The following is a 25554-nucleotide window of genomic DNA, read 5'->3' on the forward strand; positions in this document are numbered from 1 at the left end:
CTTCAGAAGGTTTCAAACAGCAACAACATCATGTAACTTGTCGTAACTTTTATGTAAAGCATTCGAAGCTTCATTAAAGTAATCATTGTCTAATTTGAACCAATAAAGTTCCGATTTAGATTTATAGTAGCCTGCCCTGTTCATCCTGAACCCATAAAACAATCCAATACTGTTTCACCTTCATTGGTTATAGTTACGAGAATAAATTAATTAACTCAGTAACTATATTAAGGCAAAATTCATCTTCCATTTACATTAACTTTAGAAGATATTCGTCAAAATATGATGAATTATGAAAAGGATATGTCTGGACTATATTAGTATGGGGAACGGCTGTAGGGTTATACAAAGGATAAATTTCCTACAAGTATGCATTTGAATATCGAAGATTCTATTAACTCTTATAGGAGTAGCTGTTAGTTTAAATAAAATAATTAAATAAACATTCACATAAATATAACTTTAAAACAAATCGAATAATTCAAAGTAGAGATAGAATTGATAAACAGTTGATAGAGAGACTGAAAGAAGAAAAAGTCATTCACTCTTTCAGTTAAAGACGGTTTCGATGCAAGGACATAAATGGTAAATAAATACAGAAGTAAGCCTTTACCACTTTGGGCAAAGGCTCCTTTTTTGACGGGTTTCTTCTATTATCTAGGAAGGTATTAGACTGCCTTTTTCCTTTAGAAATACATTTATAACAATTAAGGTCAAGTACATCTCGGGGTGCCCTAGATTCTTCAAATAGCTATAATACTGTATATATCACAGCTAACTTTTTTATTGCTGAACCCCAAAAATGCAATTGCAGTTAACAAAAAGGGTATTGAAAAGTGTAGAATTATCCAATCAACCCCTGATATCAGTGTAATAATAATGGCTACGAGTCATTTATACTAAAAGTAAGCAACACTCTACTTCTGCCTCATATTAAGAGTTTTCCTACAACCTTATAAAAAGAAAGACTACTCCTCCTTCTCATTTGAAATAGGATCGTCATTACTTTATTAATCTTTTAAAAATGTTAGTAACGCTTCATTAAATTCTTTTGGATGAGTTGCGTTTAATCCATGCGGTCCACCCTTTATTAGAGCGAGCTTACTACCAGGAATGGAATCATATGTACGTTTTCCACTTAACTCAAAAGGTACAGTTGCATCAGAGTCACCGTGAATAATAAGAGTAGGTATATTGAACTTTTCCAAGTCCTTTCTAAAATCTGTCTTACTAAAGGCCGTTATACAATCGAGCGTACCCTTAGGTGAGGCACTGGCTGCAATATCCCGATTATATAAACGGAATGGCTCACTAACTAAATCTGTTTGATTACCCGCCGCGAAAAATCCCTTCGTAAATTTATCAAGAAATGCAAGGCGGTCATTTATCACGCCACTTTTGAATTCTTCAATTGTTGCATCATCTAATGCTCCTTCAGGATTATCCTCTGATTTGTATAAATAAGGAGGAACTGCTCCAGCAAAAACAGCCTTTTCAATACGATCTGTTCCATACGTACTAATGTATCGAGCTACCTCACCTCCACCCATAGAAAAACCAACAAGTGTGACATTTTGAAGATCTAAATGTTCTAACAGTTTATGTAAATCGGAAGCAAATGTTTCATATTCATATCCTTCCCATGGCTGGGATGATTTTCCGAATCCTCGACGATCATATGTTATGACTCTGTAACCTGCTTCAATAAGAGCTGGCACCTGATATTCCCAAGAGCGTCCACTTAAAGGCCAACCATGTATTAAGACAACAGGTTTCCCTGAACCCTGGTCCTCATAATAAAGTTCAATTGGAGCATGATTTTCATTACCTACAGTAAATTTTGCCATATAAATTTCCTCCCATGAATTAAACCTATATTCTTGCTTCTCTAAAAAAACTCTTCACTCCAAAACATTTAACATATTTTTTGCAAAATGTTTATAGGATTATTATATTCCCTACTATCGAAATTGTAAAATTATTCAAAAAAATATCAAATCGATTAATATTATTAGATTACAATTTATTTAAACCAAGGTGTGTAAATTATTAAAAAATATTGAAAAAACTAAACTGAAAAATCGAATTAAAGATTTCTAAGCAACTCCAATTGGGGTATTTCCAATTAAGTTGGAATTAGGAATCACAGCCCTTCCTAAAACATCAAGGCTTATTTATCGATTTCACTCTGCAAATTTTAAGTTATTTACAAAAAAATTAATTTGTATTACTAAAGTTTAAAAGACCCTACGATACCAGTGAGCCGCAGCTCCAACTTCATCAACAGTCAATTGATGCCCCCTATTTTCCCAATGAATTTCAACTTTTGCATTAGCCTTTTCAAATAAGGATTGAAGTTCAGTAGATTCCATCGGCGAACATATAGGATCATTTTTACCAGCAGCAATAAATACTGATTTTCCTGACAAATCAGGAAGAACAATTCCTTTTCTCGGTACCATCGGGTGATGGAGACTGGCTCCCTTTAATGCATTTTGATAGTGAAATAATAAACTAGCAGCTATATTAGCTCCATTTGAGTATCCAATGGCAATCATGTTTTCACGATCAAAATTATACTTTGCAGCAGAATCATCAAGAAACTTATATAATTCTTTTGTACGGAAAATCAGATCTTCCTCATCGAATACACCTTCAGCTAATCTCCGAAAGAATCGAGGCATTCCATTTTCCAATACATTTCCGCGGACACTTAGCACTGAAGCCTCGTCATCAATTCTTCCCGCTATAGGTAATAAATCTAATTCATTTCCGCCAGTACCATGTAGTAATAATAACGTTGGTTTCGTTGAATCTTTACCCTTATTAAATATATGTTTCATGATTGATCTCCCTCCAGAACGCGAACTTCCACAGTAGGTAAGGCTTCTTCTAATTCTTCTCGTTTTGGCTCCAGCGAGGATGGCAACATCAGTTTACTTCCAAGCTCAGCGACAGTTTCATCAACGGAAAAGCCTGGCGGATCTGTCGCTATTTCAAAAAGGATACCGCCTTGTTCATGGAAATACACAGCTTTGAAGTAGTTTCGATCACGAATCTCAGTCGGATAATACTCCTTATCTTGAAGAAGTGTTCTCCATCTCAATAGATCTTGGTCATCCTTTGCCCTCCATGCGATATGGTGAACAGTTCCAGCCCCTTTTAACCCGCGAACCGAAGGAGTTAGCTTAATATCAATTGTATTTCCAAAATGACCATCCGATTTAAACCTAAGGAAGCTCGCTTCTTGCCCAAGACATTCGAGCCCTAATACGTTTTCAAGCACATTTGCAGTTTTATTAGGCTGTGTTGAAATTAATATAGCTCCACCAAACCCTTTAATTGCAACCTCTGAATCAACTTCCCCAAAACTCCAATTATTTTTTGGCCCTTCATTTCGTTCCACTAATTCAATTTCGAGACCATCTGGATCTTGAAATTGTAAATATTTTTCTCCAAAACGTACAGATTGAATAAACCTGATTCTAAATTTCCCTAAACGATTTTCCCAAAATTTAATCGATTGATTCGGGATTATAAAACTGGTTACTCCAACCTGTCCTGTTCCAATTCGACCTTTTAACTGCTTTGACCACGGAAAAAAAGTTATAACAGATCCAGGTTGACCAGTTTCATTTCCAAAATAAAGATGATAGACTTCTGGACGATCAAAGTTTATCGTCTTTTTTACAAGTCTTAACCCCAGTATGCCAGCATAAAAATCAATACTTCTTTGGGCATCGTTCACCATTGCTGTTATATGATGGATCCCTGTTGTTTTTTGCAACCTCACCATTCCCATTCTCTTCATTAATTTGATCAAGAAATTAATTAGGTCTCTCTATGGAAAAAACCTCACCTAATTTTGCATAATTTGTAACAGCTAACAAGCTCACAATTCTAATTCTCTTACCTCAAATGGTATTAAACTTTGTTTAATCTGCCCTCTAGACTGTTCATACTGCTCTGGCAACATTAATTTTTCTCCCATCGTCGCTTCAGGTTCATCGTGAGCAAATCCTGGAGGATCTGTTGCAATCTCAAAGAGAATTTCCCCGTGTTCTTTAAAGTAAATTGCATTAAAATAGTTTCGATCTCGTACAGGAGTTACCCCATATCCGTTTTCCTCAACATATTTTTGCCATTCCAATTGATCTTGATCATCCTTTGCCCGCCATGCAATGTGGTGTACGGTCCCAGCACCCATTGTCCCGCGTCCAATTGCCGTTAATTTTAAGTCAATGACATTGCCAATTTCTGCTGAAGAACGGTAACGTGCAAAGTCGCCATCCTTGCCGATTAATTCTAGTCCCAATATGTTTTCTAACAATACAGCCGTTTTGTCAGGATGGGTCGATAATAAAGTAGCACCGCCAAAGCCTTTAATAGCTACCTCAGGTGTTACCCCGCCAAAGGTCCATGCATTTACTTCCCCTTCTTCCCTTTCAACAATTTCCAAGTGTAGCCCATGTGGGTCATCAAATTCCAAGTATTCCTCGCTAAAGCGCTCTCTTACGGTAAAAGGAATATTGAAGGATTCCAGTCTTTTTTTCCAGAATTTCATAGCTCCTTTTGGAACAACATATGATGTAACGCCTACTTGACCATCACCAATTTTCCCTTTACTAGCTCCTGCCCATGGAAAAAATGTCATGATTGTTCCTGGTTTTCCACCCTCATTACCAAAATAAAGATGGTAGGTACCTGGGTCATCAAAATTGACAGTTTTTTTCACTAAACGTAAACCTAATACACCTGCATAGAAATCAACATTCTCTTGAGGATGACCAACAATTGCAGTAATGTGGTGAATACCCATCGTTTTTTTACTCATTTTATTTTCACTCCTCTTTTTATTTCTGGTTAGACACTAACCTTAAAAAAGCATCGCCAATTTGTCGATAATTGTATATGCGACTTTATGGGTGTTTTTTCCTTTGTCCAAAGTTTTTTATTGTCTATAAATATTGGAACCTTAATTTTATTAAAAAAAGAAGCGTGGAAATTATTCATAATACCCATTTTTATTTCAATCAACTTATGGATATTTGAAAAAATACCAATATACACAAATAAACCAGTACTATAGATTGATACTGGTTTAATTGATGCTTTTATTTATGTAGTTGTTAATTTAGCATAGATGATAAAAAACAGGGTTAATTGTCCTATTATCATAATATTTGGTACTACTACAATCAAATTAATAACAAAAAAGACTGATAAAACCCCCTAAAAACAAGCAAAAATGATAAATTTTCAAACGGTGTTGTTCAAACCTGTATTGATGAAAAACAAGTGGGCTGTATTAGTCGGAACCTTTTCTAAACACTTTCTTCCAAGCAGTGGGATAATATCGATAAGAATTCCGAAAATACAACACAGCATACCGAATCCAAGAATCAAAAAAGAAGGATAATAATGAAATAACGATTCCAATCCAAAAATATCTTCCTAGAAAAAGTGCTCCTTGCTTACGAACTCCTGCTTCTATCCGCTGGACAATAAGATATTGGATCGCAGTCACTGCCCTTAACCCAATATAACCTATTAAAAAAGAAAGATAATAAGGATCAAAATCAGCTGAAAAGCTTGATGTCATTATTAGGACAAAAACATTTGCAGGATCAAAAAGATTCGTTAATAAAATAAATCTTTTCCGAAACGGTTAACAAAGATGGTTTGCCTCACCCTAGCCTACCAGATCGGAATGAAAATTAAGACAAATTTCACTAAATACTTTATATGGATATGACCATCCTCAACATGAAGTAAAACATGAGTTGCGACCGCAACCGTCGCCACAAACAACAAATCATAAAATAGTTCTAACCACGTTCGTAACTTTCTTTTCTTCCATTTCTGCACCTCCCTCCAATTTTTTTACGGTTAATAGTATGCTGGAAATATATAGTGATTTGAAGAGGAAATAATATAGACATAGTCTATTTCCATAGCTTGCAAACACAAGCCAATAATAAGAAAACTAATGAGAAATCCTTACATCCTAGATTATTTGTACTAAACACCGTAAATTAAACAGTTTGATGATTAGGCATAAAGCCACTTTTTCCATCTTGGTATATCATGGTATCATGAGGTGATTTTAACAGAGGAGGAAATGTATGACAAAAACCATAGGCCTTATTTGTGGTAGTTTACGAAAAAACTCTTATAATCGAATCATTGCTCAATCATTAACAGAGATGGATGATTCCCATCAATTTCGTTGGATCGAGATAAATAATCTACCTTTGTTTAATGAAGACTTAGAAATAAGTGTTCCAGAAACAGTGACATCATTTAAATCTGCTATCCAGGACGTTGACGGTATCATTATTGTAAGTCCAGAGTACAATTCTGGAATTCCAGGCGTATTAAAGAATGCATTGGACTGGGCATCAAGACCCCGGGAATCCGCAGTTCTTAGCAGAAAACCGGTTGGCCTAATCGGAGCAACTCCTGGGGGGTTAGGTACTGTTTATGCTCAGATGCAAATCAGAGAAATACTAGAAACTATGCAAGCTCATGTTCTTCCATTTCAAAAAGTACTGATTTCTCAAGTACATGAAAAGATTGATTCCGATCAGAAAGTGCTTACTGACGAACAAACAAAACGTTATCTTCAGCGTTATTTACAACAATTTATAAATTGGATAGATAAAACTCTTGTTTTAGATAAAGAAGTAGAGTAAGCATTTTTAAAAATAAATCTGACGTTTTTTCTGATTTTCAAGAAAATTATTGGCATAAATATAAGTTTAGTTATAAAGTGACTGCGGAAAATGAGGAAATTGGTAAATAATCCAATGTTTAAACTTTCTTCATTACTTTAATTTAGGAGGAATACATAATGTCTGATCTCTATTCTCGTATTAATAAAGATGAAGCTGTCGTTCTTTTAGTGGATCATCAAACTGGCCTTATGGCTGGACTTGTTCGTGACTATGGTGTTGATGAATTTAAGAACAATGTTTTGGCTCTTGCTCATACTGCTAAGTTTTTTGATTTACCAGTTATTTTAACAACAAGCTTTGAAAACGGACCTAATGGACCACTTATGCAAGAATTGGTTGATCTTTTTCCTAACGCTCCAAAAATAGCTCGTCCTGGACAAATTAACGCATGGGATAATGACGATTTTGTAAAAGCAATCGAAAAAACTGGAAAAAAACAACTTATTATCGCGGGCGTAGTTACGGATGTATGCGTTGCCTTCCCTGCACTTTCCGCTATAAAAGCTGGGTATGAAGTTTTTGCTGTTACTGATGCTTCAGGAACTTTCAGTAAACAAGTTGCAGAAGCAGCCAATACGCGTATGGCACATAGTGGCGTGCAACTTATGAACTGGTTTAGCGTAGCTTGCGAACTACAACGCGATTGGCGCAACGATGTCGAAGGTTTTGGCAATTTACTTGCTAGTAATCTTCCAGGTTATCAAAATGTAATTGGAAGCTATATGGGAGCTCAGCGAGATCTTAGTAAACAAAATGCATAAATTTATTCTTAAGAAATAGCTATAAATCAATCACTTTTTTTAAAATGGATAGTATAAATTTAGCGCTGATTTAATCAGCGCTCCTTTTTAAATTAAGAAGTATAGCAAGGCTTTTATTTTTTCGATTACAGCTGAAACTAATAATTGCCTTTTAGATGAAACAATTAAAAAAGGAGTGTTTTATTATGAGTAATTTAGAATTGTTAACTCCGGAGAACAGTGCATTAATTTTGATCGATTTTCAGCCTCAAATGACTTTTGGAGTTGCAAGCATTGACAGACAAACATTAATGAATAACGTTATGCTGCTTTCTAAATCAGCAAAAGCTTTTAATGTACCTACTATTCTTACTACAGTTGAAACACAAAGCTTTTCTGGTTATTTTTGGCCACAAATCCTTGACATATTCCCAAACCATGAAATTATAGAACGTAGTTCAATGAACTCTTGGGAAGATTCAAAATTTGTTGCGGCAGTTAAAGCAACAGGTAGAAAGAAATTGATATTTGCAGCACTTTGGACTGAAGTTTGTCTTGCATTCCCTGTGCTTGAAGCAATTAAAGCTGGCTATGAAGTTTATGCAGTTGATGATGCTTCAGGTGGCACAAGTTTGACAGCACATAACGCTGCTATGCGTCGTGTAGAACAAGCTGGAGCAATTCCAGTGACAGCAATTCAAGTTTTACTTGAATACCAACGTGACTGGGCACGCAAAGACACTTATGATGCTGTTATGGAAATTGTAAAAGAACACACTGGCGCTTATGGTCAAGGCGTGGAATACGCATATACTATGGTGCATGGCGCGCCTCCAAGCAGGAAAATATGAATCAAGAAAAAGTAACTGTCGGAGAAACTCAAACAGGGAACACTATGGATGCCGGTGGTCCAGTTACCACGATTGTTACATGGGAAATTCAAGAAGGTAGAGAAAAACAGTTTGAAACGTGGAGACATGAAATTGAAGCTGCCGCTACTAAATTTCCAGGGCATTTAGGCGTAAATCTAATAGTCCCCAATAACGGATCCAGAGAGTATACTGTTGTTTTTCGCTTTAATACGTATGATCATCTTCGTGCTTGGCAAGAATCAGATATTCGTCGAGATTTGTTAAAAAAGGCAGAACCATTTCAAGCTACTAATCCAACGTACAAAACTGAAAGCAGTTTGGCTTATTGGTTTGTTACTCCGAAAACGCCAGTTCCGCCGCCAAAATGGAAAATGTCCATTGTTACCGTTCTTGGTGTATGGCCTCTTAGCATGTTGGTTCCTATAGTGGTAGGACCTATTATAAAAAATATGAATCATATTATGTCAACTTTTTTTGTTTCGGTATGTATAGTGTCTTTGCTATCATGGGTAGTAATGCCCGTTCTCGGTAAAATATTTCATCCATGGTTACAGAATAAAAGGAAGTAGACGAGGTGTGAACATGAATTTACCGGATATGATCTTATATAACGGAAAAATCACTACCCTTGACCCATCTCAACCTGAGGTATCGGCTATCGCCATAACTGATGGTTTAATCACTGCAGTAGGTGGAGATGAGCTTCTTGATAGTGCCACAGAAAAAACCAAAAAAATAGACCTTAAAAGAAAGAGAGCTATTCCGGGCTTGAATGACTCTCATATACACGTTATTCGTGGCGGTCTTCATTATAATATGGAATTGCGCTGGGAAGGTGTACCATCACTTGCTATTGCTCTGGAAATGCTTAGAGAGCAGGCAAGGCGTACACCTGCTCCTCAGTGGGTAAGAGTAGTTGGAGGTTGGTCTGAGTTTCAGTTTAAAGAAAGACGGATGCCAACTTTGGAAGAGATTAATGCTGTTTCTGAAGACACGCCTGTCTTTGTGCTACATCTTTATGATAGAGCACTTGTAAATCGAGCAGGGCTGCGTGCACTGGGATACACAAAAGATACCCCAGACCCTCCGGGCTGTTTAATTCAGCGGGATAAACGAGGTAATCCTACGGGTCTTTTAATTGCCAATCCTAACGCTTCTATTCTATATTCAAGTTTAGGCAGAGCTCCAGTTCTTAATATTGACGACCAGATTAACTCAACTCGCCATTTTATGCGCGAATTAAATAGATTAGGTATCACAAGTGCCATTGACGCAGGTGGCGGATTCCAAAATTATCCTGATGATTACAAAGTTGTTGAACATTTAGCCGAGAAGGATCAATTAACTTTGCGTATTGCTTATAATCTATTTACGCAAAATCCAGATCATGAATATGAAGACTTTGCATCATGGGCAAAAATTGTTTCTCCTGGTCAAGGAAATGATAAGTATAAAATGAATGGTGCCGGAGAAATGTTAGTATTCTCGGCAGCCGATTTTGAAAAATTTCAAATGCCCCGGCCCGACCTAGCTACGATGATGGAAGCTGACTTAAAGAAAGTAATTTCTCTATTGGTGGAAAACCGTTGGCCATTCCGTTTACATGCAACTTATGACGAGTCAATAACACGTTTCTTAAATGTTTTTGAGGAAGTCAACAGAGAAATTCCATTTAATGGTCTACGCTGGTGGTTTGACCATGCAGAAACAATCTCAGATCGTAGTATGGAACGTGTTAAGGCTTTAAATGGCGGTATTGCCATCCAAGACCGCATGGCTTTCCAAGGTGAATACTTTGTTGATTTATACGGAAAGGAAGCTGCAAAGCATACTCCTCCGATTTATCGTATGCTAGACCTGGATATACCTGTTGGCGCCGGTAGTGATGCAACGAGGGTTTCTAGCTATAACCCTTGGGTTGCTCTTTACTGGATGGTTGCAGGAAAAACCATTGGTGGTCTTTCGATATACGATGAAAAGAATAAACTTGACAGAAAAGTAGCTCTGGAACTATATTCCAAAGGAAGTGCGTGGTTCTCCGGTGATGAAGATAAAAAGGGTACCCTTGCAGTAAGTCAGTTTGCTGATATTGCTGTATTGTCTTCTGACTACTTTACTGTGCCAGAAGAAGAAATCAAAGACCTTGAATCAATACTCACCATTATGGGTGGGCAGGTTGTTTATGGAAATGATGAATTTAAAAATTTATCACCTGAATTGCCGCCAGCATCACCTGATTGGTCACCGACGGGAGTTTATGGTTATGGTGGTGCTAACCTAGCCGACAATATACTTTCTCACGATGCCCATGATCACAAACATAGTTGCAGTAACCCTCTCCATCAACATACTCATACCGTAATAGGAAATGATGGAACTAAGTGGGGCATCGGTTGTACTTGCTTTGCTTTCTAATGAGGGGTTGGGACCGATGACGGATCCAAACAAAAAATTAAAAAAGCCTAACTTTCTCTTTAAAGAGAAAGTTAGGCTTTTTATATTATTTAAATAAAGTTTTACATTTTCTATTTCAGTATGTGATTATCTCATGAATTTTAAAATAATTAGGGATTTGTTTGATGAAATAAAATTGCAAGAACATGCCTTGCCTTTAAATACTCTAGAAATGTAGAGATAGTAGATTGATATTTCCTCCTGGCCATAGGTTCTGTAACTGAGGTTTGTTAATCAATGGGGAGCGTGTGTTGAATTAAGACTTTTTATGAGGTAGATAAGGAAAGGCTTAAGGATTCGACTCCACCTTAAGCCTTATCTTGCCCTATTTTAAAAACCCATCGATATATATTTTTCTTCTAAATATTCTTCAAGGCCTTGATGGCCGCCTTCTTTCATGCCGCCAAATGGCGCTTGTACAACGGTGGGAATGGCGTCGTTGTAGCCGATGATGCCGAACTCCAGAACTTCGGATACCCTGACTCCCCTGCTTATATCCTGTGTGTAAAAATAAGCGGCCAACCCGTACTCTGTATTGTTGGCAAGCTCGATCACCTCTTCTAAACGGGGTGATCGGTGCGACCGGTCCAAATGTTTCCTGGTATGTGATGAGCATATCCTTGTTCACTCCACCCAGTACGGTCGGTTCATAGTATAATCCAGCAGCCAATTCCCCTTCAATTCTTTGTCCGCCACAAAGAAGGCTCGCACCCTGAGATGCAGACTTGCCCTGCATTCACATACCCACAGGTGACACAGAGCTCAACTGCTCTGTCTAAATCATGGACATTCTTGTGAATGATATTCGGGGAGTTATTTCCTAATTCCAAAGTTACTTACGAATTCCCGACTGCTCTTAATATGCCGACCTAACCGGGACTCCCTATAAAAGTGAACATCGCAATTCGTTCATCCTCCAAAAGGTATTTACCTGTTTCCTATCCAAACCCGTAAACCACATTCAGAAAACCTGCAGGCAATCCAGCTTCAGAAAAAATTTCTGCGATCTTGCATGCAATGAGTGGCGTCATTTATGCCGGCTTCAACACAATTGTATTTCCCGCTGCCAATTCAGGAGCTACCTTGTATATGGTGAATTAAACGGGGAGATCGCACCGATAACACCTTTATCGAACATAATTGGCTGCTGCATTAGATATTTCTTGTAAAGTAAACACCTCTTAAACTTGTACACCTATTCATTCTTACTCTTAAAAGATAAAATACCTTATGTACACTATTAATATATCGTGTACATAAGGTATATAAAAATCCCAAACATCTTTAATGGTGAACGCTACGATAATGAGTCCAACTTTAGCTAAGTCCTGCGAGGCTACCCTCTGAACCTCCTGGGAAAACTTTTCATGGCTTTTATAAACTTCCTCGACTGTCTTATGTGAGAATTAAAGAAATTATATGTGGTATTTAGAGTATCCATTATACCCAAGTGTTTCCGGGAGCAATAAAAGATAAAATTGTATTTTAAAAAAATTTTATGTATCAATACCGATTCTACCATCCATAGGACTTCTTTGTATCCTAACCTATTGTTAGAACTAGAAAAGCCAGTCTCTTCAAAAAAGAACTGGCAACTTTCTCTATTACATTCTTTTGGCTCCTACATATCTTTTCTTCCAATAACTATTATCCATGGAGGAAATGCTTACACCGTTTGATGAGGAGCTGTGTATGAATTGATTGCCGCCTATATAAATACCAGCATGTGAGGCACCAGGTTTATAGGTTTCATAAAAGACCACATCTCCAACTTGTGGTTTGGACACCTTTGTCCCCTTTTTATAAATTTCCGATACCGTTCTTGGTAATTTGACATTTGCGCCTTTATCAAAAGCGTATTTTAGGAATCCGCTGCAATCAAAACCTTTTGGTGTAGTTCCACCCCATACATACCGTACATTCAAATGTTTCTTTGCTTCCTTCACTATCGCAGTAGATTTATTGCTTGTTTTATTTACATTAGCTACGTTGGAGGTCTTCTTTTTTACTCCCAAAGCTTTATATGTATTCGGACCGACAATACCATCAGCTTTTAAACCTTTACTTTTTTGGAACTTTACGACTGCACTTTTAGTAACGGTCCCAAAATATTTAGTTGTATTATTACTCTTAAAATATTGTTTTTTCTTTAGAACCTCTTGTAATTGTTTTACTTCTGTATGAGTCATTCCACTTTTTAATGTACGATCGCCCAATGCAGCATTACCAACCAACGGATTTGATAGTAACAATCCAGAAACAACAAAAGATGCTATGATTTTTTTCATTTTCTCCCCCGATTAAATCTCTTTTTTATCATTTTATCACCTTTAAGTGACACACATATTTACCTAATTTTACATTATTATTACAAATTCATACATAAAGTGAGTATAAAATACAAAATAACCAAAATATTGCTCATATTTTCGAAAGGTAGTAATTAAGAGTAAATTCCTTGCTTTTTATAGTAGTAACCATCCGGTTTGGATAGCCTCCTCGTACTGTGATATATTTTCCACTCCTTACATTTTATTATTTTCACTAGTTACATATCCTTGAGCTTATTAAATACATCGAAGTTCTACATTAATTTGGTATATTCGATTTAATCCTCTTAACCTTAAATTAGGTGGTGTCTAATAAAGGCATATCGCTCACGACAATAACTGCCTGAATATTTTTCGTGATGCCATTCCATTCTAGTACAATTCTTCCTTGTTTCGTACAAAACAATCGAGTGAATGATTTGTCGGGGACAATCGTTTATTTTTGTTAAGGCATAGGAAAAGCACCTCCTTTGATACAAGGATAGTATCAGGGGGTGCTACGTATAGAATATGTGCTGTTTAAATGGGTGCTTATCTTTAACCTTAGTTTTACAGCCCACTATCTAACTGTTTACGCTTAAAGATATAAGTTATCCTCTATCCTCGAAAACTCAGTTCGAGTGAATGGCTAACCCTTATTCGGCGGGAATCCTACCTGCTACATGTCACGAGCTATGCTCGATCGTTCTTACAGTCACGGATGTTGATCCCAACTAGCAGCCGAATCTATGTAAAATTATTGAAATGAAATCAACCAATTCTACTCTTTAACACTAACTGGAACCTTCAGCTGAGTGGGTACTGACCTCAATTTTGTATTTTGTTTGGGAAGTATAATTTTGGCCTGCTAAAAGAAGAATATCCCCAAAACCTTCAAACTCAATCGCCCCTGGAGCAGCTTGGGTTTCAAACGTTATTCCGCCGTGTTGAATTAATTTTTCTCCGTGCATAAGTGGCACACCTTTCACAAAGTTTGCCGTGTAAATGACAACCGCAGGCTCTTCTGTGTATACCTCGACTGTTATTTTCTGGTCAGGACTAATTAATTTGGCTGCAGTTTGATGAAGTCCTGGGCACGTAAGGAAGAATGGATGATCGATCCCTTGAACCTTTTTAACTTCTGCGTCAATGGCTTCAAAGGTTGATTTTAATTTCTTCGGGGTTCGAAAATCATAAGGCGTGCCAATTGTGCTTCGTTTTTCCCCAGTTACCGTGGTATCTTCATTTACTGGTGCAAATTCTTGAGAAGAGATTTGTAAGAAATGATCATCGATTGGATGGCTGGGATGCCCTGTTAAGTTAAAATAGACGTGATTGGTCGGATTAAAAACTGTGTCTTTATCACTTTTTGCTTGATAGCTTACTGACCAAATATTTAAGTTGTCCAATGTGTAAGTCACACTTACTTTCAAATTCCCCGGAAAACCATTCTCCCCATCAGGTGAGTCGGTTGAAAAGATGATCGAAGCACTTTCATCCGTCTCCTTCACTTCATAACCCCAGATTTTTTCATCGAATCCAGGGCTGCCACCGTGTAAAGTATTCCCTAATTGATTTACAGACGTTTGGTAACGTGATTCACCAATTGAAAATTCGCCATTTTTTATTCTTCCAGCGACTCTTCCTATTGTTGCTCCATAATACGTTTCTTTTTTGTAATCCTCAATCGAGTCAAATCCCAATACGATATTATTACGACCCGATTCCGTTAGGACGAACAGATTGACGATTCTTGCACCAAAGTTCGTAACTTCCATTCTTACTCCATGATCATTTTCTATCGTAAACAGCAAGACTTCATCTCCAAACGAGCTTTGTGATACTTTCATTTTTATCGGCTCCTTCCCTATTAAATTCCTTCATATAAAAAAAAGCTAAAACACCATAAATTACACTAAGAGTTCAGCTACCATTTTTAATAATTGTAAAGCCCGAAGTAGCAACCTCGGGCCTAAGAAAAGGAATCATATGAGTAAATCAACATATTCTTGATGAAGTATTTTCCTTATTGCCCCCTGATTTATAATCTCTTCTATTCTGGTATAGCTTCTTTTAATTCCGCTCCAAACCTTAATAGGTCTAATTTAAGCACTTTTCCCCTTAGCTTGTCTACTTTCCCCAATTTTTTCAATTTCCTCCAAAGTATGACCTCGAGTTTCAGGAACGCATGTTCGAATAAATAAAACACCAAGTAAACAAATAGCACCGAAGATTGAAAAAACAGCTTCTTGAGACATCGAAGCGGTCATGATCGGAAATAGCAGGCCAACCAAGAAAGAACCAATCCAGTTAAATGATGAAGCCACTCCTGACGCCCGCCCGCGAATTACCAGCGGGAAAATTTCTCCAACTATGACCCAAGTTAATGGAGCCCAAGTGAATGAATAAAGAGCTACATAGATACTTAAGAAAACAACCATCATCATCGGATTTGCATTAGGAATTAATACATTCAATATAGCCGGCAAAATAAAGGATAGCCCCATAATCGTTCCGCCGATTGTTAATAAAGTACGGCGATTAAATTTATCAGCAATCATTAGGAATATTAATGAACCTAGTACGAGAATAACCCCTTGAATAATTGGCCACATCAATACTGAGCTGGCTTCATGCCCTGTTGCTTTTTCCACAATCATAGGAATGTAATAAAAAATTGCGTTTGCTCCCTGGAACTGTTGAAACGCAGCAACACCCACACCAGCCATTACTAAATAACGGTATTTATTACTTAAAAGGGTACCCCATGATGCTTTTTGATTTACCTTTTCTTCCTCTTTAACAGTTTCTTGTATTTGTGTTATTTCAGAATCAATTTGTTCTTTGTTAGGACGAATATAGCCCAACACCCTACGAGCTTCATCCATTTTATTGTTCTTAATTAAAAAACGTGGTGATTCGGGTAACCTGGACACTCCAATAAATAAGATCAAAGCAGGTACGGCAGCCAAACTAAGCATCAACCGCCATGCCATTGTCCCTGGTAAGTCTTTCAATAAATAAGCGACAATGTATGAAAGCAACATTCCAGAGACAATCATTGTTTGGTTAATTCCTGACAGACGTCCACGTAAACGTGCAGGCGCCATTTCTGACATATAGGCTGGGACCAACGCAGAAGCAGCTCCAACAGCCAAGCCTAATAAAATCCTGGCAACAATCATAAAAAGGATTCCGTTATGAGGGGATATTCCTGCCAAAATGGATCCAACAGCAAAAATGATAGAAGATATTAAAATCATTTTGCGCCGTCCTAAACGATCAGAAAGTTGTCCGGCCATGGCACCTCCAAAAATAGCTCCAAACATCAACGAAGAGGTAATCCAGCCAATGGCACCTGGGTTGTTTTGAAGGTTCCAATCATGTTGCAGAAAAGGCAAAGCACCCGTCATAACGCCGATATCATAACCGAAGAGAATGCCTCCAAAAGCCCCAAAAAAATAAATGAATCCACTTGAGATTTTCTTTTCATTAACCATTTAAGTTCCCCCTAAAGGTTTTAAAATATATTTAATCCCACTACTAAAATATTGATTGCTTTTTGAGAAATAATAATAGTGTTTTCAACCACAAATACATGCCAGTTTCCATCGTAAAAGTTATTTATTAGGATGAATACCGTGTCGTCATTGTCTATTAAAACGCTTTCATCTTTTCCCTAAAAACCACGAAAACGCTTACGAAAATAAAGGAATCATACTAATGGTCACTATTTCCATTCTTCAACTTCTGGATTACCTATTTTCTCCAAGGAAGCGGAGCCTCCTTGGAGGGAGAGACATTACTTAATAACTACGTATTCCAAGCCAACAAGTTTGGCATAGGTTATGATTTGGTCTGTTGTTAAATTCAATGAAACAACTGTATGGTGACCGCCACCATTCTCAAGCCAAGCTTTCACTCCATCTTGGAAGTTTGGCTTCACTTCCCAAAGTACACGGGCCACTGGCAGGTTTGGTGCTGGAACTGTTGGCTCGAATGCAGAAACTTCATTAATCAAAAGTTTATAGTTTGTACCAAAGTCAGCCATAGAAACAACGACACCGTCTCCTGCTTTGCCGTCGAATACTAAACGTGCTGGATCTTCACGATCACCTATACCTAATGGAGATACGACAATTTTTGGTTTGTTACTTGCTAAAGATGGGTCGACTTCGAGCATATGTGATTGAAGGATTGATTCTTGTCCAGCAGCTAATTCATATGTGTAATCTTCCATAAATCCAGTTGATTGGTTATGGCTCATCACTTTCAGTAAGCGATCAAGTGCTGCCGTCTTCCAATCTCCTTCACCCGCAAAGCCATATCCTTGTGCCATCAAACGTTGGACGGCAAGACCAGGAAGTTGTTTCATCCCATATAAATCTTCGAAATTCGTTGTGAAGGCCGTGTAACCACCATCATCAAGGAACCGTTTAATCGCAATTTCATAGCTTGCCTGTACCTTTACGCTTTTCTCCCAATTTTCCCTACTGTAGGTACCATAATCAAATTCATAATGGCCTTCGTATACTGCAAATAAATCATCAATTTCTTCATCAGTAACCGCATTTACATATTGAACAAGGTCTCCGATTCCAAAATAGTCAACTGTCCACCCAAATTGGATTTGCGCTTCAACCTTATCCCCTTCGGTTACTCCAACGTTACGCATGTTGTCTCCAAAGCGAGCGACCTTAATGTTGAAGCTTTCGTTATAAGCAACCGCTACGTCCATCCATTGTGCAATTTGCTGCCGCACTTCAGGACGCTCCCAATAACCTACAACAACTTTATTTTGTTTTTTCAATCGGGCATTGATATAACCATATTCACGGTCACCATGGGCGGATTGGTTCAGGTTCATAAAGTCCATATCAATCGTTGCCCAAGGAATACTTTCATTGAATTGTGTTGCTAAATGAAGCAATGGTTTTTGTAATAATTTTGTTCCACGAATCCACATTTTTGCAGGTGAGAAAGTATGCATCCAAGTGATGACACCGGCAACTTCGTCACGATAGTTGACTTCTTTCATGATGCTTGTGATTTTATCTGCACTAACAGCTAAATCTTGCAATACAAGTGGATAGGGTAAAATACCGCTTTCATTTAATGCATCGGCTATCGTTTGTGCATTCGCCTTGACCTCTGCTAACGCTTCTTCCCCATATAGATGTTGTGATCCTACGACAAACCAAAATTCCTTTTTTTCTGTTGTTAACATAATAAGCCTCTTTTCTTTATCTAATAGGTTGATAATTTGATAGAGTTGATCTTACTTTTGACCGTAATAAGCATATTTTCCATGTTTTCGTAAATAGTGTTTATCCAAAATATTTTGTGGTAATTCTTTTGCAAAATGATTTAATTCCCGAGTAAATAAATTCATTTTCGAAACTTCATCCAACACCACACTATTCATTACGGCGGATTTTGCATCTTTTCCCCAAGTAAAGGGACCATGACCATGAAGTAAGATTCCAGGAACGGCTAAAATGTCTAACCCGCGCTCTTCAAATGTTTCGATGATTAACTTCCCAGTCTCCACTTCGTACCCACGATCAATCTCCTCTTGTGTTAGGTAGCGGGCACATGGGATGGATCCATAAAATGTGTCTGCATGAGTGGTCCCCATCGCTGGAACATCAAGGCCTGCTTGAGCCCAGATTGTCGCCCAAGTTGAATGAGTATGCACAATGCCGCCGATTTCTTGGTAATATTTATAAAGTACAGCGTGAGTCGCTGTATCTGATGAAGGCCTCAACTCTCCTTCAACAACATTGCCATCTAAATCAACAACAACCATATCGCTTGCTTTCATCGTTTGGTAATCAACGCCACTAGGCTTGATAACAAATAAACCGCTTTCACGATCGATGGCACTCGCATTTCCCCATGTATATTTCACGAGTCCATATTTAGGCAAGTCCAAATTTGCTTGATATACCTCTTCTTTCAGTTGTTCTAACACGTCAATCCCTCCAGTTTTCCACTCATAACATCAAATTGTCTACAGCGGCCTGTTCAATCACTAAACCCTTCCTGTATCTTTCAATAAATGCTTCAAATCCTTTAACATCTACTTGATCAGGATAAATTTCTTGCCCATCAGCCTCTTCGAATACTTTTTTGTCGAGGAAGTCTTCTAAACTTTCTTTTTGATCTTTATTCATCATGTAAGATGCAAGAATCGCCATTCCCCACGCGCCGCCTTCTCCTGCTGTTGACATAACTGATACTGGAGCATTCATTGCAGCAGCAACAATTTTTTGTCCAACAAGAGGGGTTTTAAATAATCCACCGTGAGCCAAAATACGATCAATTGCAACATTTTCTTCTTTTGTCAAAATACCCATTCCGATTTTCAATGCACCGAAAGCAGTAAAAAGGTGAGTCCGCATGAAGTTTGCTAAATTGAATTGACTCTCAGGCGAGCGGACAAATAATGGTCGCCCTTTTTCCAATCCTGTGATATTTTCACCTGATAAATAACCGTAGCTAAGCAAACCGCCACCATCTGGATCCGCTTCCAAAGCTTTATTCAACATTACTTCAAATAATTTATTTATATCAACCTTTTGTCCCATTGCCTCATAAAATTCACGGAACAATCCCAGCCAAGCATTGAGATCACTTGAACAGTTATTCGCGTGAACCATTCCAACGGGACTTCCATTTGGTGTAGTTACCAGATCAATTTCTGGATATACTTTTGAAAGTTCTTTCTCTAGTACAATCATCGCAAAAACGGAAGTTCCTACTGAGATGTTTCCGGTACGTTTCCTCACACTATTCGTAGCAACCATTCCAGTCCCAGCATCGCCTTCCGGTGGACAAATTGGAGTGCCTGGTTGTAAATTTCTTGATCTATCCAGGATTTTCGCTCCAATTTCGGTTAATTCACCCGCCTGCTCGCCTGAAATGTAGACTTTAGGAAGAATCTCTTTTAGCTTCCAAGGATAACCTTTCGTCGCAATTAAATCGTCAAACTGCTTGACCATTGATTCATTGTAATCTTGCGTAGATTCATCAATGGGGAACATGCCTGAAGCATCTCCAATGCCAATTGCTTTATTTCCAGTCAATAACCAGTGAATGTATCCAGCCAAAGTCGTAATGCAATCAATGCGAGGCAAATGTTTCTCTTCATTTAGTATCGCTTGATAAAGGTGAGCAATACTCCATCGTTCAGGGATATTAAATTGAAATTGATCAGTTAGTTCTTTTGCGGCAACACCTGTTGTTGAGTTACGCCAAGTTCGAAACGGAACAAGTAGCTCCCCTGTACTGTCAAAAGCCATGTAACCGTGCATCATTGCGGAAAATCCAATAGAACCTATTTTTCGAATGGTAATTCCATAATTCCGTTCAACTTCTTGCTTCATTTCACTATAAGCTGTTTGCAGACCAGTGATAATATCCACTAAGTTGTACGTCCAAATTCCATCTTCCAAGAAATTTTCCCACTCATAACTTCCAGATGCGATAGTTTCATGATGATTATCAATCAACACCGCTTTAATACGTGTGGATCCAAATTCGATTCCAAGTGAAGTTTCTCCCCCGGTAATCGCTTGTTTGATTTTTAATATATTCGTTTGCACGTTAATCCCCCTTCTGTCAGCGCTTTCAATAAAAGGAGGCGCTTAAATTTTTATTAACAACCATATTATATTTTTTGTACGTACATTTGTCAATGTTTTATATTATTTATACTTACAACTTTCAGACGGCATGCTCCATCCTCACCTTAAAGTCATGAATTTGTATTAAGGGAAGTTATACGACATGAAACCTAAAGATAAATAGGGGGAATTTATAACTTTATACAAAAAATAAGATGATTTGTTTTAATTTATTCAAAATTTATGGTAAAATATGTCCGCACAAATATTTTAAGCGCATAAATTAGAATGCAAACAACTATGGAAGAAGTGAGGTTTAATGAAACCAAAATATCAGGTAATCATTGATGATTTAAAAAATAAAATCCTTACAGGTGAATATAGTGTAGGGGAACAAATTCCTACTGAATCCGTCATGCAAGAAATGTACAACGTTAGCCGACACACTGTACGAAAGTCCATTTTAGAATTATCAAACGAGGGATTCTTGAGAAGTGAAAAAGGATCTGGCACATATGTTAGTAACCAATATCAATCAAAATCTGGTGGCAATTCCAAAAATAAAACGATTGGTGTAATCACGACCTACATTTCTGATTACATTTTCCCTTCTATTATCCGCGGAATTGAAAGAAGATTGAATGAAGATAATTATTCGTTACTATTAGCCAGTACAAATAATGATGTCGAACAAGAAAAAAAAGCCTTGGAAATGATGTTGTCATTTGGCGTGGATGGTATGATCATTGAACCTACAAAAAGCAATCTATACAATCCCAACATCGGTTACTACCTATCATTTAAGGAACAAGAGGTTCCATTCATCATGATCAACGCTTATTATGAAGAATTAGAGGTTCCTTTCTTTTGCCTGGATGATGTGCAGTCAAGCTACCTCGCAACAAAAGAATTGATTTCGAAAGGACACACCCAAATCGGACTCATTGCTAAAATGGATGACTTACAAGGAAAGTATCGAATGAAGGGGTATATAAAAGCACTTGGAGAAGCCAAATTACGCTTTCAACCAGAACAATTGCTTTCGTATACTACAGAAACGAAGCTAGACCTATACACGAACTTGAAAGAGTTCCTAAATGAAAATAGAGACGTGTTGACTGCCATTGTTTGTTATAACGACGAGGTAGGGTTGGAAGTAGTAAATGTATGCAGACAACTCGATATTTCTATTCCCGAACAATTATCAATTATTGGACAGGACAATTCCTATATTGCGAAAAATGCCAATATCAAACTAACAACATTAACACACCCACAAGAACAAATGGGACATGATGCAGCTGATTGGGTCATTAAGAAATTACAAGGAAAGAAGGATTTACCAAACGAAACCTATTATCAGCCAGTGTTAATTGAAGGCGAAACTGTCAAAGAGTTAGACATACAATAACCTTAGTGTGTGATGACTATAGGCTCCACTCCCACAATGGCTGCCTCCATCCATTTTATTAAACCAACAAATCCATCTTCATTATTTTCAAATGCAAATGGGTCTACGATTACAATTCCACGGGAATTCACTGCTCTAGCACATGTAATTGTTGGGCAATATCCACTCCAATGGAAATTCTATCGTTTAGTTGATTTTGTTTATCTTGCATTTTAAACTTCATATTAGGGTTCCTCATAGGGTTTTGAGTTAATGTGGTGTCTAACTTATATCTCACTGAGGAGCCCTATTTTTTTAAAACCTGAACCCGTTTTGTTCCATAAGAAAAAGGCTGCCACAGCAACCTCCCTTTTTAAAGCAAGACCTATTAGTCCAGTAAGGACTCTTGGATTATTTTAATAAAACACTCTTTCTAAGGAAATTGGAACAAATAGTAAAACTGTTGCAAACCAAATGGGGTAGCTAAACGAGCAGAAGAAATTTCTTAATCAACAATTATGGCTAACGTAACCTGCAACCAGGAAAGTACTACATTGAGCACGTAGATGAACAAAATGGAACAGGTACAATCCATTCACTTGTTAACCTAGTAAAAAACAAAGTGTGTGTAACCAGCTTATAAGAACAGTAATTTGTCCATATTTCTTCGATACATTAATTAACTTCCACCTTCGGGTATGGTTTCATGTTAGATTAAGTTCATGGACCATCTTCGTTAACAATCTATCCCCTTGTTTAAGTCTACACCATATCTCTTTGCCACCTCTTTGCTGACGGATTCCCGCTTTTACCCACATCCCTCGCGATTAAGGGAATAATAAGAAAGCAGACCCTGCTACTACGGTAACTAACGTAAACAAATTCCAACACCAACATCAGCAAGCGCATAATCATCTAACGTATTACTTTTCCCTTCGAATCTACGATATTAAAAAAGACTATTCCCACTGCTACTGTCCCAGTCGAACATCCCCATAATTGGAACGATTCATGATGATTGGGAATACAGTATCTTCTTTTAAAAAAAATATATATTTATTAAATTGTGGCAGTCAACGGATTATGTTGCTTAATTTCTTGTATTGATAGATTTAACGAATAGTTCCCATAATCGAGAATTTTATTAAGAAAAAGATTCAATAGTTCTTGAGAGTTAACTTTTATTTTTAAATGGTAACAACCTTCTCCCGATACTCGGTGAGCTTCAACTATCTCATTTCTATCATTAATAAAACGTATAAACGAATCATGGTTTGCTGTTTCCATATAAATAATGACAAATGCTGTATAAGAAAGTCCTAATTTCATTTCATCGACTATTAGTGAGTAGGCTTTAATTACTCCATTTTCCTCAAGTTTTTTAATCCGATTTCCTACTGCTTGTCCCGTCATATGAATTTGTTCACCTAAGTCTTTCCACTGAATACGTGAATTTTCGGATAATAACCGAAGGATTTGAAAATCAATGTTATCAAGTTCCATAATAAATTCCTTTCACCATGAAATGCTTTGATATAAAAGTGTTTCATCAAAGTATCGATAGAAATCAATATATCATTTATCATTATATTGTACTAAAATTTTTTAAAGAGGTGGAAAAAATGAGCACAGCTTTAATCATTGTCGATATTCAAAATGACTATTTTCCAAATGGAAAGATGGAATTAAGCAACCCTGAAAAAGCAGCCGCTAATGCTGCTAAAGTTCTTGAATGGTTTAGGCAGAATAACAAAGATAATATTTTTCATGTCCAGCATATCGCTAGTGATCCTGGGTTAGGCTTTTTTCTTCCGAATACGGATGGAGTTAAACTGAATGAAGCTGTTCTACCATTAGAACACGAAAGCATTATCATAAAACATTTCCCTAACAGCTTTTTACAGACTGAATTAGAAAGCAAATTAAAAGAAAAAGGAGTAACAAAGCTAGTGATTGTAGGTATGATGACGCATATGTGCATTGATGCCACAGTCAGAGCTGCAGTGGATTTAGGCTTTGAAACTACTCTTATTGAAGATGCATGTGCGACAAGGGACTTATCTTATCAAGATAAGGTCGTTCCAGCTGAACAGGTCCATTATGCCTTTGTCAGCGCACTTAACGGTATGTATGCCAATGTAATTTCGACCGAGGATTTCCTGGAATAAAAAAATAATACAACCTTGTAGAACCAATAATTTATTATAAGTGGGAGCTTGTTTTTAAACAAGCTCCCTTTTTTACTGATGTTAGACTGTTATCCAAGCTGTATCTTGCAGTTTCCTGCAAATGTGAAACTACCCGTTGCACAAAAAAAATTAAACAAAAAAAAGAAATGATGTTAAAGGTATACCGTCACATGCCCATCAAGCTAGGGCATGTGACAGTACCTCAATACTAAAATACCTGTATCAAATAAACACTTAGCTCACGGCCAAAATAAGATTACACAATCAACTTTTAAAAGCTTAACATTCGAAACTTATTATCTAATTCGAAACCAATAAAGTTCCCTTTTAGGTTAATTGCAGCCTGTCCCGTTGATCCTCAACCCATAAAACAATGTAATACTTTTTCAAATAATAAATTATTTTTGACAAGGGTGAATTCTTACTTTTCCACTAACGCAGGAGCTTCATTAGAAACCCCTATTAATAAGAATTAAACGTTCTTTTTGACCCTTTATGATAAAACCCTTCTCTTTTTTTAAACGACTTTCCTTTTACTTTCATAATTCCCATTAAAATCAAAAGATGATGAATTACTTGAAAACCGAGTATGACAACGTATTTGTTAAGTATAAAAAGGCAAAAGCTGCAATTATCAAAGAAAAGATAAGAGTATAATAGTGCCCTTACCTCAGACTGTAGGCAAACTCGATGAAAATTGTATGCCTATGTTTTTTTTGGGTGTTCTATTTAGACGTTGATTTTCGCTCCAGGCATTCGCTTCCGCGGGCGGTCCGGGAAGCCTCCTCGGCGCCTTTGCGCCTGCGGGGGTTTCCCCTTGACACGTTTTTCCGGCAGGAGTCTCGCACCTTTCTCTCCGATCAACTTTGGTTTAGCTTTTAGATGGTAGTCTACAAACTGTGGCTCCCATGTCTATATGATTGGATCTGCAGTTTTTGCCTTGCCTGTACCATTTGGATGTTGATTTCCGCTCCAGGCACTTGCTTTCAGTGGATGATCGCGGGGAAGCCTCCTCTGCACCTTTGCGCCTGGGGGGTCTCCCCTTGACACGTTTTCCCCGCAGGAGTCTCGCACTTCCGCTCCAAACCTTTAGATAGAAACCTTTTGCCTAGAGTCTTTATTGTTTAAACCGAATTATTAAAAAAACTTTTGTGATGAGAATGCCGTCTAAACAGGACTCTATTCAGGGAGATCAACTGGTGCCTGCGATCTAGGTGGTTCGTAAAATTGAGGCT

Annotated in this window: 18 protein-coding genes and 5 pseudogenes; 7 read left to right on the forward strand and 16 right to left on the reverse strand. The window is 37.5% G+C overall.

Annotated elements, in window-relative coordinates:
• Window positions 1-1010: 1010 nt before the first annotated feature.
• The 5 genes and pseudogenes from NYE65_RS00470 to NYE65_RS00490 form a co-directional block, all read right to left on the reverse strand.
• A complete protein-coding gene (locus NYE65_RS00470) occupies window positions 1011-1847 on the reverse strand; it encodes an alpha/beta fold hydrolase (RefSeq protein WP_054395612.1) in 837 nt (278 codons plus the stop codon).
• Between the two features lie 390 nt (window positions 1848-2237).
• Window positions 2238-2843 carry an alpha/beta hydrolase gene (locus NYE65_RS00475; RefSeq protein WP_340859515.1) on the reverse strand — a complete coding sequence of 202 codons (606 nt, stop codon included), beginning with the start codon at window positions 2841-2843 and terminating at the stop codon, window positions 2238-2240.
• A complete protein-coding gene (locus NYE65_RS00480; protein ID WP_340859516.1) occupies window positions 2840-3796 on the reverse strand; it encodes a ring-cleaving dioxygenase in 957 nt (318 codons plus the stop codon). The genes NYE65_RS00475 and NYE65_RS00480 overlap by 4 nt, the downstream gene beginning before the upstream one ends.
• A gap of 96 nt (window positions 3797-3892) precedes the next feature.
• Complete coding sequence (locus NYE65_RS00485) at window positions 3893-4834, reverse strand: ring-cleaving dioxygenase (RefSeq protein WP_340859517.1); 942 nt, start codon at window positions 4832-4834, stop codon at window positions 3893-3895.
• Window positions 4835-5118: 284 nt separating this feature from the next.
• A pseudogene (locus NYE65_RS00490) lies at window positions 5119-5868 on the reverse strand (low temperature requirement protein A).
• A gap of 257 nt (window positions 5869-6125) precedes the next feature.
• On the opposite strand from NYE65_RS00490, the gene NYE65_RS00495 reads away from it, so the two are divergent.
• From NYE65_RS00495 to NYE65_RS00515, 5 genes are all read left to right on the forward strand, one after another.
• Complete coding sequence (locus NYE65_RS00495; RefSeq protein WP_340859518.1) at window positions 6126-6695, forward strand: NADPH-dependent FMN reductase; 570 nt, start codon at window positions 6126-6128, stop codon at window positions 6693-6695.
• A 158-nt stretch (window positions 6696-6853) separates the two neighbouring features.
• Window positions 6854-7498, forward strand: a complete 645-nt coding sequence (gene ycaC, locus NYE65_RS00500; RefSeq protein ID WP_098864717.1) for an isochorismate family cysteine hydrolase YcaC — start codon at window positions 6854-6856, stop codon at window positions 7496-7498.
• A 185-nt stretch (window positions 7499-7683) separates the two neighbouring features.
• Window positions 7684-8328 carry a hydrolase gene (locus NYE65_RS00505; protein ID WP_063590908.1) on the forward strand — a complete coding sequence of 215 codons (645 nt, stop codon included), beginning with the start codon at window positions 7684-7686 and terminating at the stop codon, window positions 8326-8328.
• Window positions 8325-8918: an antibiotic biosynthesis monooxygenase gene (locus NYE65_RS00510; RefSeq protein WP_340859519.1), complete on the forward strand. Its 594-nt coding sequence runs from the start codon at window positions 8325-8327 to the stop codon at window positions 8916-8918. The genes NYE65_RS00505 and NYE65_RS00510 overlap by 4 nt, the downstream gene beginning before the upstream one ends.
• Window positions 8919-8931: 13 nt before the next feature.
• Window positions 8932-10764, forward strand: a complete 1833-nt coding sequence (locus NYE65_RS00515) for an amidohydrolase (RefSeq protein ID WP_340859520.1) — start codon at window positions 8932-8934, stop codon at window positions 10762-10764.
• A 369-nt stretch (window positions 10765-11133) separates the two neighbouring features.
• Here the strand turns inward: NYE65_RS00515 and NYE65_RS27140 are convergent.
• The 9 genes and pseudogenes from NYE65_RS27140 to NYE65_RS00570 all read right to left on the reverse strand — a co-directional run bounded on the left by NYE65_RS27140 (window position 11134) and on the right by NYE65_RS00570 (window position 20719).
• A pseudogene (locus tag NYE65_RS27140) lies at window positions 11134-11539 on the reverse strand (aldehyde dehydrogenase family protein).
• Window positions 11481-11834: pseudogene (locus NYE65_RS00530) on the reverse strand (aldehyde dehydrogenase family protein). Before NYE65_RS00530 ends, NYE65_RS27140 begins: the two co-directional pseudogenes overlap by 59 nt.
• Before the next feature lie 240 nt (window positions 11835-12074).
• Window positions 12075-12197, reverse strand: a pseudogene (locus tag NYE65_RS00535) (hypothetical protein); the annotation flags it as partial.
• Window positions 12198-12407: 210 nt separating this feature from the next.
• Window positions 12408-13091: a C40 family peptidase gene (locus NYE65_RS00540; RefSeq protein WP_328176962.1), complete on the reverse strand. Its 684-nt coding sequence runs from the start codon at window positions 13089-13091 to the stop codon at window positions 12408-12410.
• A gap of 815 nt (window positions 13092-13906) precedes the next feature.
• Window positions 13907-14962 carry an aldose epimerase family protein gene (locus tag NYE65_RS00550; protein ID WP_340859522.1) on the reverse strand — a complete coding sequence of 352 codons (1056 nt, stop codon included), beginning with the start codon at window positions 14960-14962 and terminating at the stop codon, window positions 13907-13909.
• 255 nt (window positions 14963-15217) lie between these two features.
• Window positions 15218-16612 carry a sugar porter family MFS transporter gene (locus NYE65_RS00555; RefSeq protein WP_057277403.1) on the reverse strand — a complete coding sequence of 465 codons (1395 nt, stop codon included), beginning with the start codon at window positions 16610-16612 and terminating at the stop codon, window positions 15218-15220.
• A 302-nt stretch (window positions 16613-16914) separates the two neighbouring features.
• Window positions 16915-18339 (reverse strand): L-arabinose isomerase, encoded by a 1425-nt coding sequence (araA, locus tag NYE65_RS00560; RefSeq protein WP_340859523.1) that lies wholly within the window; start codon window positions 18337-18339, stop codon window positions 16915-16917.
• A 51-nt stretch (window positions 18340-18390) separates the two neighbouring features.
• The gene (locus NYE65_RS00565) at window positions 18391-19086 is read right to left on the reverse strand and encodes an L-ribulose-5-phosphate 4-epimerase (protein WP_340859524.1); all 696 of its coding nucleotides are present in this window, start codon (window positions 19084-19086) and stop codon (window positions 18391-18393) included.
• Window positions 19087-19108: 22 nt separating this feature from the next.
• Window positions 19109-20719 (reverse strand): xylulokinase, encoded by a 1611-nt coding sequence (locus tag NYE65_RS00570; protein ID WP_340859525.1) that lies wholly within the window; start codon window positions 20717-20719, stop codon window positions 19109-19111.
• A 340-nt stretch (window positions 20720-21059) separates the two neighbouring features.
• Between NYE65_RS00570 and NYE65_RS00575 the strand changes: the two genes are divergently transcribed.
• On the forward strand, window positions 21060-22151 hold the full coding sequence (locus tag NYE65_RS00575; protein WP_034307361.1) for a GntR family transcriptional regulator: 1092 nt from the start codon (window positions 21060-21062) through the stop codon (window positions 22149-22151).
• Between the two features lie 20 nt (window positions 22152-22171).
• Here the strand turns inward: NYE65_RS00575 and NYE65_RS27145 are convergent.
• Window positions 22172-22374, reverse strand: a pseudogene (locus NYE65_RS27145) (IS110 family transposase); the annotation flags it as partial.
• A gap of 815 nt (window positions 22375-23189) precedes the next feature.
• A complete protein-coding gene (locus tag NYE65_RS00585) occupies window positions 23190-23633 on the reverse strand; it encodes an Lrp/AsnC family transcriptional regulator (RefSeq protein WP_063575991.1) in 444 nt (147 codons plus the stop codon).
• 119 nt (window positions 23634-23752) lie between these two features.
• Between NYE65_RS00585 and NYE65_RS00590 the strand changes: the two genes are divergently transcribed.
• Window positions 23753-24298, forward strand: a complete 546-nt coding sequence (locus tag NYE65_RS00590; RefSeq protein ID WP_249597675.1) for a cysteine hydrolase family protein — start codon at window positions 23753-23755, stop codon at window positions 24296-24298.
• Window positions 24299-25554 lie beyond the last annotated feature (1256 nt).

Origin of the sequence: Peribacillus sp. FSL R5-0717, assembly GCF_038002945.1 — a bacterium.
Classification (GTDB): domain Bacteria; phylum Bacillota; class Bacilli; order Bacillales; family DSM-1321; genus Peribacillus; species Peribacillus frigoritolerans.